We start from the raw sequence: 12,493 nt of genomic DNA, 5'->3' as shown, positions 1-12,493 counted from the left end.
ATGCAATGCGATTTTTTGTGATTCATATCACAAATAAAACTCTCTTACAAAGTTATTCCAGTGCAACTTTATTTTTCAATTCCAAAATGAAGATATGCCCGATCTGTGACAATTCTTCCTCTTGGGGTTCTCTGTAAATAGCCTTGTTGAATGAGATATGGCTCTAGTACATCTTCGATAGTGTCTTTTTCTTCACCAATGGCTGCCGCCATATTGTCTAGACCAACAGGACCACCCGAGAACTTTTCCATAATAGCGAGTAAAAGCTTGCGATCCATATAATCAAAGCCCTGCACGTCCACGTCAAGCATGTTGAGCGCCTTATCGGCGATATTTGAACAAATATGACCATCGGCTTTCACTTCTGCATAATCTCTGACACGACGTAGTAGCCGGTTTGCAATTCGCGGAGTGCCTCTAGCTCGACGAGCAATTTCCATCGCCCCTTCAGGGTCCATAGAGAGCTCTAAGCAATGAGCGCTGCGCTGCACTATGTTTTGTAGATCTGCAACTTGATAATATTCTAGACGCTGGGTGATACCAAACCTGTCACGCAATGGTGAAGTCAAAGAGCCCGCACGAGTCGTCGCACCAATTAGTGTAAAAGGTGGGAGATCGATTTTGATTGAGCGAGCCGCTGGTCCTTCACCAATCATGATATCAAGCTGATAATCTTCCATAGCAGGATACAGGACTTCTTCAACCATTGGGCTTAGGCGATGAATTTCGTCAATGAACAAGACATCATTTTCTTCAAGGTTGGTAAGAAGCGCAGCCAAATCGCCAGCCTTCTCTAATACAGGACCAGACGTCGTACGGATATTAACGCCCATTTCATTGGCGACAATATTTGCTAAGGTCGTTTTACCCAACCCCGGTGGACCAAAGATGAGCAAATGATCAAGCGCCTCATTTCGCAACTGAGCAGCCTTAATGAAGATCTCCATTTGACTACGAACATGGTCTTGTCCCTTATAGTCTTCAAGCTTCTTTGGTCGAATAGCACGATCAATAACATCTTCATCTTTGAAAGTTGGGTTATTTGGGGCGATTAAACGATCTGCCTCAATCATAAAATAGCTTCCTTATGCCATCGACTTCAGTGCTTCGCGAATCAGAGCTTCGCTACTCATGTCCGGTTTCGCAACTTGAGACACCACTTTAGAGGCTTGAGTTGGCTTATAACCTAACGCTAATAACGCGCTAATTGCTTCTTCTTCAAAATTAGATTGATTGGCTGCTGGCTGACTATCTATTGCAGACATATCATCAGCTGGAGTAAACAAGTCACCAGCTCCCCATCCTTTAAGCCTGTCTTTCATTTCCACAACTAGTCGCTCTGCGGTTTTTTTACCCACCCCTGGCAACTTCACTAATGTCGAAATATCCTCTCGTTCGACACAAGAAACAAACTGCATCGCCGTCATTCCGGAAAGAATACCTAAACCTAGTTTCGGCCCTACTCCATTTGCTTTGATCACTTCTCGAAACAACGCACGCTCTTTAACGGTATTAAATCCATATAGGAGCTGCGCATCTTCGCGTACAACAAAGTGTGTATAAATAGTGGCTTCTTCGCCTACATTGGGCAATTCGTAAAAACAGCTCATTGGCATCTGGACTTCATACCCGACCCCATTAACTTCAATAAGCAATTCCGGCGGTAATTTTTCTATCAGCGTTCCTCGAAGGCGTCCTATCACTTTAAAACCTAATCGTAGACAATTAATAGTGGAATGATAATAAAGAACTGGATGGATAGCCAGTATTTAGTCTGTATCGACTTGTAAACTTGTAGTTAACCTCAGCTTTAGATAAGCGAAGCCAAAAACAACAAACCCGCCATAGCAGCGGGTTTAAAGTAGATTTTTCGCAAGCTTATTGACTTAGCTGTTGTAGTTTGTCGAAATAATCTGGGAACGTCTTTGACGTACAACCAGGATCATTAATAGTGACTTGTGTGTCACTCAGAGCAACCAATGAAAAACACATTGCCATACGGTGGTCATCATAAGTGTCGATTTTCGCATGCTGTAAATTATCCGTCGGCTTAATGATGATGTAGTCTTCACCTTCTTCTACTTCAGCACCAACTTTACGCAGCTCAGTAGCCATCGCTGACAATCTGTCGGTTTCTTTGACTCGCCAATTGTAAACATTACGAATGGCTGTCGTGCCTTCAGCAAATAGAGCTGCGGTTGCTATCGTCATTGCAGCATCTGGAATGTGGTTAAAGTCCATATCCACTGCTTTCAACTCGCCACGACGTGAAATCACATAGTCATCACCCCACTCAATCTCAGCGCCCATTTGCTCCAGTGCATCCGCAAATTGAATATCACCTTGGATACTATTTTTGCCAATACCCGTCACTTTGATTTCACCGCCTTTAATGGCCGCTGCAGCTAGGAAATACGACGCAGATGACGCGTCTCCTTCTACTAGGAAATCACCCGGGGCAACATATTGCTGTCCTGCTTTAATCACAAACGTCTGGTAATCATTATTAATTACTTCAACGCCGAACTGCTGCATGATGTACAAGGTAATATCTATATATGGCTTAGAGACCAACTCACCCACAATGTTAATAGTCACATCACCACTCGCAAGTGGTGCAGACATCAAAAATGCGGTAAGAAACTGGCTTGAGATTGAACCGTCGATTGAGACAGTGCCACCTTTTATACCTGTGCCTTTGATTTTTAGAGGTGGATAGTTTTCGTTCTCCAAATATTCAACATCGGCACCAGCTTGACGAAGCGCATCCACCAAATGGCCAATCGGACGCTCTTTCATTCTTGGCTCACCCGTTAGCACAAAATCTCCACTGCTTGCACAAAGTGCAGCTGCCAGTGGTCTCATTGCTGTACCAGCGTTGCCAAGAAATAACTCTTGCATTGCATCACAATCAAATGCACGCCCAAGCCCTTCCACTTCACATACTGTTTTATCGCTTGAAAGTGAGTAGGTAACACCCAGCTTGGTCAGTGCATTGAGCATATGACGAATATCGTCACTGTCTAACAAGTTGGTTAGACGCGTTTTGCCTTTTGCTAGAGCGGCAAGCAAAAGTGCGCGATTAGATACGCTTTTAGAGCCCGGTAAATTAATTTCACCATTGACTAAGTTAATTGGGTTTAACGTAAGGCTATCCATTAATGTTCGTGTTTCCTGCACCGCCCATCAGTTTCATTTATTATCGAGGGGCGGCTAAATTCTTCGTGAACTCAGACTAACCAAATTTACACGCTAACTCCAGAACAAATGAGCGAGATCTCATTTAATAGTCGGAGTCATAAGTTTGGTCGACTCGAACGCCATCATTGAAGTACAGGATTCGAACACTATCTCCACGCTGGAATATCATATCTGGGTCAACATCTTGAATAACATCAATCAACTTGCCTTTATCAGTTTTAATCAGCAATTCTACCAGTCTATATTCAACGCGATATTCTTGATTGTAATGGTTTTGAGCAATGCCAGCTCCAGCAACCGCACCAACTGCAGTCGCAACTTGACGGCCCGTTCCACCGCCAAATTGATTACCAATAATACCACCTACAACACCGCCCAATAGCGTTTCCCAGCCAGTTGCATGCGAACGCCTAATATCTTCCTTAGTGATATAGCGCACCGAATCGACCTTGCCAAACACCACTTTATTTACCGGGCGAGCAGTATTTCGATCGTAACTTGCATTGGCAATCATAGGAAAAATCAATAATATCCATAACCAATTTCTCACTTTGCTCTCCTCTTGTATACTTTATTCACTATGGCAATTTATCTCACTGAACTTGATAAAAATACGGTAGATTTTCCACCCACTGAAAGCGCAATGGTTGAGCCAAACGGCTTGCTCGCTTTTGGAGGGGATTTATCTCCAAAACGTATTCTTAACGCTTATAAGAATGGCATATTTCCTTGGTATGGACCGGGAGAACCAATCTTATGGTGGAGCCCATTTCCTAGAGCAGTGTTTGATCCTAACACATATACACCGTCTAAAAGCTTGAAAAAGTTCCAGCGCAAGCACAATTATCAAGTCAGTATCAATACAGCAACGAAACAAGTAATTCGTTACTGTTCTAGTGTGAGATCTGCAAAAGACACATGGCTAAACGACGAGATGATCAGCGCTTACTCCACACTAGTAGATCTTGGACAGTGCCATTCTGTAGAAGTTTGGTTAGAGGGCGAGCTAATTGGAGGTTTATACGGTATTTCTATAGGGGAAATATTTTGTGGTGAATCGATGTTTAGCCTGAAAACAAATGCATCAAAGATTGCACTTTGGTACTTCTGCCGCCATTTTGCAAAGCATGGTGGGCAACTCATTGACTGCCAAGTCATGAACACGCACCTTGAATCACTAGGAGCTTTCGAATTGGAGCGCAGCCAATTTATGCAATACTTGCTATCCTTTAGAGATAAGCCCATTCACTCAGGATGCTTCGACTCTCAGTGGCTAAATAGCAAAGCTTAAGAGGTAAATAATGAGCTCAGATTTACAAGAAATTCGAATTGGATTAACCGACAGCCACGCTTGTAGTTATCTTGCAAACAAAGAAGAGAGAGTTGCCGTTGCGTTGGACAACCAGATGCATTCTGTGTCTAGCTATGAGGTATTGTTGGCAAACGGCTTTAGACGAAGTGGCGATACCATCTACAAGCCGCATTGTGATCAGTGTAAGGCTTGCGTACCTATTCGAGTCTCGGTACACGACTTTATCCCATCAAAGAGTCAAAAGCGGCTATTGGCAAAATCTGAAAGTTTTACTTGGCTGCTGAAAGACACACTCGATGACAATTGGTTTGATTTGTATTCAAGATACATCAATGCCAGACATATGAACGGCACTATGTACCCTCCTAAGAAAAAAGAGTTCAGCCAGTTTTCAAACTGCTCTTGGCTCAACACTCAATACCTTCATGTATATTCTAATGGTGAGTTAATCGCTGTTGCCGTTACCGATATTCTGACCAACAGTGCAAGTGCGTTTTACACCTTTTTTGATCCTGACTTTAGCCTCTCACTAGGTACTTTAAGCGTGCTTTTGCAGATAAAACATTGTCAGCAACAAGGTAAACAATGGCTCTATTTAGGCTACCAAATCAACGAATGCCCTGCGATGAATTACAAAACACGATTTCAACGCCATCAAAAACTAGTAAATCAGCGTTGGCAAGGGTAGAATACGCCCCAACTTTACATAATTACCTTTTAACGGCAGAATTCAAGCCGTTGAAAATGCCCGATGTCTAAAGAGGATTAAATGGCTAAAGAAGACGTAATTGAAATGCAAGGCACTGTTCTTGATACTCTACCAAACACTATGTTCCGCGTTGAGCTAGAAAACGGTCACGTAGTAACTGCTCACATCTCTGGTAAAATGCGCAAAAACTATATCCGTATTCTTACTGGCGATAAAGTCACTGTAGAGATGACTCCATACGATCTATCAAAAGGTCGCATCGTCTTCCGTGCTCGTTAATATTTTTATTATTCGAACACAAAAAAACGGAGCCAAGTGCTCCGTTTTTCGTTTCTAGGTTAAGGTTTATTTTCCTAACGCTTCTTTATAGTGCTGCCGGCAGACAGAAACATATTTGTCGTTACCGCCAATCGCAACTTGGTCACCTTCCGCGATAGCTTTGCCACTTTCATCAGTTCGAATCACCATATTCGCTTTTCTGCCACAGTGACATATTGTTTTCAGCTCTATCAACTTATCTGCCCAAGAGAGCAAGTACTGACTTCCTTCAAACAGCTCACCACGAAAATCCGTACGAAGGCCATAACAGAGTACAGGGATATTCAACTTATCAACAATCTCTGTAAGCTGGTACACCTGTTCTTTAGATAAAAACTGGCACTCATCAATCAGAATACAATGGCGAGGCTCAAGCTCATTTAGCGTTGTTACAACATCAAATAAGTTAGTACTCGGCTGAAATAATTGAGCGTCTGACTGCAAGCCAATTCGAGAACTGACAATACCCACACCATAGCGATCATCTAAAGCTGCAGTAAAAATTACCGGATTCATGCCGCGTTCTTGATAGTTAAAAGAAGATTGTAAAAGTGTGGTCGATTTACCCGCATTCATTGCAGAGTAGTAGAAGTACATCTGTGCCACTGAGTATTGCCTCATTAACGATATGAAATTAATAAAAAGGGGCTGACTCCCAACCCCTTTTAAATCTATATGAATTTAGTGAACTATTTTCTGCGCCACGTTGTACCTTGTGGGCCATCTTCAAGCACGATATTCATCGCTGCAAGCTTGTCTCTAGCAAGGTCAGCGTTCGCCCAATCTTTTGCAGCACGCGAGTCATTGCGAAGCTTGATAAGCGCTTCGATTTCAGCAACTTCGTCGTCATCTCCTGCGTCACCCTTCAAGAAGGTTTCTGGATCTTGACCTAGAATACCAATCACATCAGCAAGCTCACGAAGAAGCGCACCTAGCTGGTTGGCTTTATCTAAATCTTCACCTTTAACACGGTTGATTTCGCGAGCAATATCGAACAGAACCGAATACGCTTCTGGTGTATTGAAGTCATCATTCATTGCTTCAACAAAACGAGCTTTATACTCTTCACCACCACTAGCTTGAACTGACAAATCCAAACCACGTAACGAAGTGTATAGCCTTTCTAAAGCAGAGCGAGCTTGATTTAGGTTTTCTTCACTGTAGTTTAGCTGACTACGATAGTGGCCAGACATCAAGAAATAGCGAACCGTTTCAGGATCGTAATGATCTAGAACGTCGCGAATTGTGAAGAAGTTTCCTAGTGACTTCGACATCTTCTCTTTATCGATCATCACCATTCCACTGTGCATCCAAGTGTTCACATATGTAGTGTCATGGGCACAAACAGACTGAGCAATTTCGTTCTCGTGGTGTGGGAACTGTAGATCTGAGCCACCACAGTGAATATCAAAGTGGTCACCTAAGATAGACGAGTTCATCGCAGAACATTCAATGTGCCAACCTGGACGGCCTGGTCCCCAAGGCGATTCCCAAGTAGGTTCGCCCGGCTTAGACATTTTCCACAATACGAAATCAAGTGGGCTGCGCTTAGTCACTTCAATATCAACACGAGCACCCGCTTGCAACTGGTCTAGATCTTGTCTAGATAGCTTGCCGTAGTCATCGTACTTGCTCACTTCAAACATCACATCACCATTGTCGGCAACGTATGCGAAACCTTTCTCGATAAGCTTTTCGACTACTTGAATGATTTCGGCAATAAACTCTGTTGCTCTTGGCTCATGATCAGGTCGTTTCATGTTCAAAGCATCAAAGTCATGATGCATTTCACCGATCAAACGATTAGTAAGGGAGTCACAACTTTCATTGTTTTCTGCTGCACGCTTAATGATTTTGTCATCGATATCAGTAATGTTACGAACAAACGTTAAATCATAACCCGCATAGCGTAGGTAGCGAGCAACAACGTCAAAAGAGACAAACGTACGGCCATGACCAATATGACAGAGATCGTAAATGGTTACCCCACAGACGTACATGCCAACTTTGCCGGCATTGATTGGTTTGAATTCCTCTTTCTGTCTTGTGAGTGTGTTATATATCTTTAACATGATCTCTATCTAATTAGTTAATGAAACAAATATGGGACGTTTGAGTATATCAATTGTTGTCGTCGGCAAACAACCGGAAGATACAGTAATCACGCTCATTTTTGCATGTCCGTTTCTCATAACAGGCTCGTACATCCAACCAATGTGAGCCATGGCGAATAGTCAACCTTCAAACGTATCTCAACATTAAGAATATTTTTCACTTTTTAACGATATCTGCTTACTCGCTCCCCGAGACGCAAATAAGTGCACTACAACTCCTGTGAGTGGCTATGATCAATATGATTAGTGCATTTTAAGTTCTGCAACAAAGGGAACTGAGTACAAATGAAAAATCGCATTTTAGTGGTTGAGGACGGTCGAACTTTTAGAAGCTTGCTGGTTGAACGCTTCACTCAGCAAGGCTGGGATGTCGTGTCCTGTAAAACCATCGCTCAGGCCAATGATGTACTTAGTCGAGAGAACGAGTTTGTATGTGCCGTCTTAGGGTATTGTCTACCAGATGGGCCTAACGGTGAAGTAATAGATTTATTTTTAGAGAAAGATCAGAAAGTTATCATCCTGACCTCTAAATTTGATCAGGCCATTCGCGATCAGTTTATCGACAAAGGAGTGGTTGATTACATTCTTAAAAAAAGCATGAAATCCGTTCTTTACATCATCCCTGTCATTAACCGGCTGATACACAATAAAAACCACCTTGCTCTGGTCGTCGATGATTCGAAGCTAGCGTGTCAGCATGTTAGTAACTTACTTGAGAATCAATATATCAAGACAATTCAAGCTTCAAATGGCAAGGAAGCGTTAGAAAAGTTAGAACTATATACTAATATCTCACTGATCATCGTCGACTATCGTATGCCAGAAATGGACGGCGTCACTTTGGTACAAGAAATTAGAGAGACACACGATAAAAGCTCTGTCGCAATTATCGGAATTTCAGGCTTCGAGGATTACCATATTACCGCTCAATTTTTGAAAGCTGGGGCAAACGACTTCCTAAGAAAACCCTTTAACCATGAAGAGTTTTACTGCCGCATACATCAAGTATTAGATATGAACGAAGCAACGAGCAACCTATATAAACTCGCCAATGAAGATGACTTAACAGGACTTTGGAATCGTCGCTACCTTTTCGAACAATCAAAAGTAAACCCCAACGTTGAGCAACAATGTTTAGCCATGATTGATATTGATTTCTTTAAAGAAGTTAATGACACCTATGGTCACGATGCGGGCGATTTCGTACTTAAAAAAGTCGCCGACATTTTGACAACGCACTTTGCTCATAGCGTCATTGCGCGAGTTGGTGGAGAAGAGTTTTGTATTCTACACTGCGGCGAGTATCAGCATTTTGTTAAACAACTCGACCTGATGCGAACCTTTATCGCGCAAGAGGAAATCATTTTTGGTGTTCAAAAAATAAAAATTGCTGTTAGTATCGGAGCTACCGACATTCATGGCACACTGGAAGAACAAATTAAAAGTGCTGACAGGCGGCTGTATGTTGCTAAGAAATGCGGCAGAAACGTTACCATCGACTCTTAGCTGGTTACAAAGCGCTCAGAGTCATCATCTACTATTTTAAAGTTATCCTTTGATACGATAGAATCGCACCTTCAAACCATAAACATTAAAAAAGGTATTTGTCATGATCACCCTTCACACTAACTTTGGTGATATTAAGATCCAATTAAATGAAGAAAAAGCACCAACAACAAGTGCAAACTTCGCTCAATATTGCCGTGACGGTTTTTACGATAATACGCTGTTCCACCGTGTTATTGATGGATTCATGATCCAAGGCGGTGGTATGGAATCTGGCCTACGCGAGAAACCTACTCGTGACACGATCAAAAACGAAGCAAGCAATGGGCTAAGCAACAAAGTTGGTACCATTGCAATGGCGCGCACTATGGAACCACATTCTGCTAGCTCACAGTTCTTCATCAACGTGAATGATAATACATTCCTAGATTTCCGCTCTGAAACGCCAGACGGTTGGGGCTACTGTGTATTCGGTGAAGTGGTTGAAGGCATGGACATCGTTAACAAAATCAAAGGCGTTAGCACTGGTTCTATGGGTATGCACCAAGATGTTCCACTTGAAGAAGTGATCATTACTGGCACAACAATCGCTGAATAAGGCAAATTTGGAGAGCGGCAACGCTCTCCTTCTATACGACTATGACCACTTTATTTATTTCTGATCTACACCTTTCTCCAAATACTCCTGAAACAACCGACTGCTTTATCAAGTTTATGCACAATGAGGCAACTCAAGCTGAAGCTTTATACGTACTTGGTGATTTATTCGAATTTTGGATTGGCGATGATGACAATTCAGAATTTGCTACAAAGATAAAGCTAGAGTTTAAGCATTTAGTCGCTTCGGGCATTCCCTGTTTCTTCATTCGCGGCAATCGTGACTTTTTAGTTGGTAAGCGGTTTTCTAAACAGACAGGTGTTCAACTTTTAGAACAAGAAACTATTATTGATTTGTACGGCAAAAAAGCCGTGATTCTTCATGGTGATACTTTGTGCACTCGTGATGTCAGCTATCTTGAGTATCGAAAAAAAGTTCATCTTCCTTGGTTACAATGGTTATACAATCGCACCCCATTCTTTATAAAGAAGAAAATCGTATCTAAAATTCAGTCGGATATAAAACAGGACAAGAACACCAAATCACTTGAAATTATGGATGTCACACCAAGTGAAGTCGAAAGTGTGATGGAAAAGCACAATGTAGACTTGATGATTCACGGCCATACTCATAGGCCAAATATCCATCGCATCAACAGCACAAAAGAAGAAAAAACTCGTATCGTATTAGGTGATTGGTATACGCAGGGTTCAGTATTGGTCTATGATAAAAATGGGTACGATTTGCAGACACGTCCTTTTATTTAAATTACATTGAGTTAGCCTCGGATTCACGGCTAGCAGTATTACATAAATTTGAGTGACTTTTTCGAGTAAACTCTCTAACAAAAATAAGTAACGTCGACTTGAAATATTCATACATAGCTAGGCAACCAATTTTGGATCGTAAGAAAAAAACTATCGGATATGAAGTATTATTCCGAGACGGTCCAAATAACACCTTCCCAGAGATTGATCCCGAGTTAGCAACAAGTAGGCTTCTTTCCGATCACTTCTTGTCTACTCACTATAAAACTCTAGGCAACCACCTAGGATTCGTTAATTTTCCATATAAAAGCCTACTTAATCGAATTCCAACATTGTTCCCTTCAGAAAGCTTAGTGGTCGAGATCTTAGAAGACTGTGAGCCGACTATCCAACTACTTGAAGCGGTTAAGGAGATGTCCAAACTAGGCTATACTATGGCGCTAGACGACTTTGTACCTGCTCCAGCGTGGAAGCCATTTTATCCCTATATTTCAATTATTAAATTCGACATTAAGATTATATCGATACTTCGTGCCAAGACGTTTATGCGTAGTGTTAAAGATCTAAACCTAAAGTTTCTTGCAGAGAAAGTTGAAACTCATGAAGAGTTTGACGAAGCCAAACAAGCAGGCTTCGACTATTTTCAAGGTTACTTTTTTAGTCGACCAGAGATGATCCAAAAGAAATCGTTGGAGCCTTCGTTTCTAACAATAGTAAATCTCTGCAAAGAAATAGCTAAGCCAAACATCAACTACGCGGCTATCGAGAAGTTAGTGTCCAAAGACGTTTCTCTTTCTTATAAGCTGCTCACTTACGTCAACTCTTCAGTTTATGTTCGCACAAAAATTCAATCATTTAAGCAAGCACTTGTTTATCTGGGCGAAAAGCGACTAAGAAAGTTTGTCTCACTTGTAGCGATTGCCTCAACGGAAAACACCAAGCCAGATTACCTGTATAGCCTTTCAATTCAACGAGCAAGACACTGCGAACTGATCTACGCAAAGTGTAAATCCAATGCTGAATCAGACGAAGGCGCTGCTTTTCTGACAGGTATGTTCTCTTTGTTGGATAGCTTGCTTGATCAGCCACTTGAGGTTCTTGTTGATGAAATGCCAATAGAAGAATCCGTTAAAGACGCTTTGGTAAATGGCGAGGGGTTTCTAGGTTCTATTCTCACTTTATCCATTGCATATGAAAAAGCGGAATGGAACAAAATCAATGAAATCGCTTCTAGCATCAACCTTAGCGAAGCAGATCTCACGGAAAGCTATCAAGAAGCCTTGGTCTGGACTACTGAACTTCTATCTGTTGTTTCTTAAATTCCTATTGCAACTTTTTTATCGCTCCCTACACTTAGCGTAATTTATTTTTCCTAAGCTAAGCATCTTATGAATTTATGCCCATGTGGGAGCTCGCTTCCTTATTCTTCTTGCTGCGAACCAATCCACAACGATCACTCTAAAGCAAGCACCCCAGAACAACTCATGCGTTCTCGCTACTCAGCTCATGTATTGGGTTTGGTTGAATTTGTTGTCCAAACTTATCACCCAGATTGCAACGCTAAAGCACAAACTCAACAAATAGCCGAGTCAGTCAATAGCAACTGGATACGACTCAACGTTGTTTCAAGCGAAGAAGGTATCCAAGAAGATGAGGGCTTCGTGACCTTTCAAGCGTTCCTTAGTGATAATGGGCAAGAGCTTTGCTTACAAGAGCGCTCGCGCTTTATCAGAGAAGATGGCCTTTGGTACTATATTGACGGCACTTTTCCTGAAGAGCTAGATAAACCAGCCCCTATTTTAGCGAAAAAGCCAGGACGAAATGACCCTTGCCTATGCGGTAGTGGAAAAAAGTTTAAGAAATGCTGCGGTTAAAGACCCTGATACGTGAACGCTCGAATCCACTTAGCTCGTAGAGGTTAGTCCGCTAAGTGGATATCAACAATGGTGCAATCACCATGAAACCAAT

14 protein-coding genes are annotated in these 12,493 nt (G+C 42.0%); 8 read left to right on the top strand and 6 right to left on the bottom strand.

Features of this window, described 5'->3' with window-relative positions; all coding sequences use genetic code 11:
• Positions 1-68: 68 nt before the first annotated feature.
• The 4 genes from ruvB to L7A31_RS10435 all read right to left on the bottom strand — a co-directional run bounded on the left by ruvB (position 69) and on the right by L7A31_RS10435 (position 3,751).
• Positions 69-1,073: a Holliday junction branch migration DNA helicase RuvB gene (gene ruvB / locus L7A31_RS10450; RefSeq protein ID WP_237361456.1), complete on the bottom strand. Its 1,005-nt coding sequence runs from the start codon at positions 1,071-1,073 to the stop codon at positions 69-71.
• 12 nt (positions 1,074-1,085) lie between these two features.
• Positions 1,086-1,703, bottom strand: a complete 618-nt coding sequence (ruvA, locus tag L7A31_RS10445; RefSeq protein WP_237361455.1) for a Holliday junction branch migration protein RuvA — start codon at positions 1,701-1,703, stop codon at positions 1,086-1,088.
• A gap of 175 nt (positions 1,704-1,878) precedes the next feature.
• Positions 1,879-3,159, bottom strand: a complete 1,281-nt coding sequence (gene aroA / locus L7A31_RS10440) for a 3-phosphoshikimate 1-carboxyvinyltransferase (protein ID WP_237361454.1) — start codon at positions 3,157-3,159, stop codon at positions 1,879-1,881.
• A gap of 124 nt (positions 3,160-3,283) precedes the next feature.
• Positions 3,284-3,751 (bottom strand): glycine zipper 2TM domain-containing protein, encoded by a 468-nt coding sequence (locus tag L7A31_RS10435; protein ID WP_237361453.1) that lies wholly within the window; start codon positions 3,749-3,751, stop codon positions 3,284-3,286.
• A 30-nt stretch (positions 3,752-3,781) separates the two neighbouring features.
• Here L7A31_RS10435 and aat point away from each other — a divergent pair, with 30 nt between their 5' ends.
• From aat to infA, 3 genes are all read left to right on the top strand, one after another.
• Positions 3,782-4,492: a leucyl/phenylalanyl-tRNA--protein transferase gene (gene aat / locus L7A31_RS10430; protein ID WP_237361452.1), complete on the top strand. Its 711-nt coding sequence runs from the start codon at positions 3,782-3,784 to the stop codon at positions 4,490-4,492.
• Positions 4,493-4,502: 10 nt separating this feature from the next.
• On the top strand, positions 4,503-5,201 hold the full coding sequence (locus tag L7A31_RS10425) for an arginyltransferase (protein ID WP_237361451.1): 699 nt from the start codon (positions 4,503-4,505) through the stop codon (positions 5,199-5,201).
• Between the two features lie 81 nt (positions 5,202-5,282).
• Positions 5,283-5,501, top strand: coding sequence for a translation initiation factor IF-1 (gene infA, locus L7A31_RS10420; RefSeq protein WP_001040192.1), 219 nt, complete (start codon positions 5,283-5,285; stop codon positions 5,499-5,501).
• Positions 5,502-5,567: 66 nt separating this feature from the next.
• Here infA and L7A31_RS10415 read toward each other — a convergent pair whose 3' ends face one another.
• Both L7A31_RS10415 and cysS read right to left on the bottom strand, forming a co-directional pair.
• The gene (locus L7A31_RS10415) at positions 5,568-6,146 is read right to left on the bottom strand and encodes a thymidine kinase (protein ID WP_237361450.1); all 579 of its coding nucleotides are present in this window, start codon (positions 6,144-6,146) and stop codon (positions 5,568-5,570) included.
• An 83-nt stretch (positions 6,147-6,229) separates the two neighbouring features.
• The gene (cysS, locus tag L7A31_RS10410) at positions 6,230-7,612 is read right to left on the bottom strand and encodes a cysteine--tRNA ligase (protein ID WP_237361449.1); all 1,383 of its coding nucleotides are present in this window, start codon (positions 7,610-7,612) and stop codon (positions 6,230-6,232) included.
• Between the two features lie 327 nt (positions 7,613-7,939).
• Here cysS and L7A31_RS10405 point away from each other — a divergent pair, with 327 nt between their 5' ends.
• From L7A31_RS10405 to L7A31_RS10385, 5 genes are all read left to right on the top strand, one after another.
• On the top strand, positions 7,940-9,160 hold the full coding sequence (locus tag L7A31_RS10405) for a GGDEF domain-containing response regulator (protein ID WP_237361448.1): 1,221 nt from the start codon (positions 7,940-7,942) through the stop codon (positions 9,158-9,160).
• Positions 9,161-9,263: 103 nt separating this feature from the next.
• On the top strand, positions 9,264-9,758 hold the full coding sequence (locus tag L7A31_RS10400; RefSeq protein ID WP_237361447.1) for a peptidylprolyl isomerase: 495 nt from the start codon (positions 9,264-9,266) through the stop codon (positions 9,756-9,758).
• A gap of 41 nt (positions 9,759-9,799) precedes the next feature.
• Positions 9,800-10,525 carry a UDP-2,3-diacylglucosamine diphosphatase gene (gene lpxH, locus L7A31_RS10395; RefSeq protein WP_237361446.1) on the top strand — a complete coding sequence of 242 codons (726 nt, stop codon included), beginning with the start codon at positions 9,800-9,802 and terminating at the stop codon, positions 10,523-10,525.
• 98 nt (positions 10,526-10,623) lie between these two features.
• Positions 10,624-11,844: an EAL and HDOD domain-containing protein gene (locus L7A31_RS10390; RefSeq protein WP_237361445.1), complete on the top strand. Its 1,221-nt coding sequence runs from the start codon at positions 10,624-10,626 to the stop codon at positions 11,842-11,844.
• Between the two features lie 69 nt (positions 11,845-11,913).
• Entirely contained in the window at positions 11,914-12,399 is a 486-nt protein-coding gene (locus L7A31_RS10385; RefSeq protein ID WP_237361444.1) for a YchJ family metal-binding protein, read from the top strand.
• Positions 12,400-12,493: the final 94 nt, after the last annotated feature.

Source organism: Vibrio marisflavi CECT 7928, assembly GCF_921294215.1.
Lineage (GTDB): Bacteria > Pseudomonadota > Gammaproteobacteria > Enterobacterales > Vibrionaceae > Vibrio > Vibrio marisflavi.
This window is presented reverse-complemented; position numbering and strand designations above follow the sequence as displayed.

What these genes read in the sequence shown, in the direction of transcription:
- ruvB (WP_237361456.1), bottom strand. Translation starts at nt 1,073, where the DNA reads ATGATTGAGGCAGATCGTTTAATCGCCCCAAATAACCCAACTTTCAAA.
- aroA (WP_237361454.1), bottom strand. Translation starts at nt 3,159, where the DNA reads ATGGATAGCCTTACGTTAAACCCAATTAACTTAGTCAATGGTGAAATT.
- aat (WP_237361452.1), top strand. Translation starts at nt 3,782, where the DNA reads ATGGCAATTTATCTCACTGAACTTGATAAAAATACGGTAGATTTTCCA.
- L7A31_RS10425 (WP_237361451.1), top strand. Translation starts at nt 4,503, where the DNA reads ATGAGCTCAGATTTACAAGAAATTCGAATTGGATTAACCGACAGCCAC.
- infA (WP_001040192.1), top strand. Translation starts at nt 5,283, where the DNA reads ATGGCTAAAGAAGACGTAATTGAAATGCAAGGCACTGTTCTTGATACT.
- cysS (WP_237361449.1), bottom strand. Translation starts at nt 7,612, where the DNA reads ATGTTAAAGATATATAACACACTCACAAGACAGAAAGAGGAATTCAAA.
- L7A31_RS10405 (WP_237361448.1), top strand. Translation starts at nt 7,940, where the DNA reads ATGAAAAATCGCATTTTAGTGGTTGAGGACGGTCGAACTTTTAGAAGC.
- L7A31_RS10400 (WP_237361447.1), top strand. Translation starts at nt 9,264, where the DNA reads ATGATCACCCTTCACACTAACTTTGGTGATATTAAGATCCAATTAAAT.
- lpxH (WP_237361446.1), top strand. Translation starts at nt 9,800, where the DNA reads ATGACCACTTTATTTATTTCTGATCTACACCTTTCTCCAAATACTCCT.
- L7A31_RS10385 (WP_237361444.1), top strand. Translation starts at nt 11,914, where the DNA reads ATGAATTTATGCCCATGTGGGAGCTCGCTTCCTTATTCTTCTTGCTGC.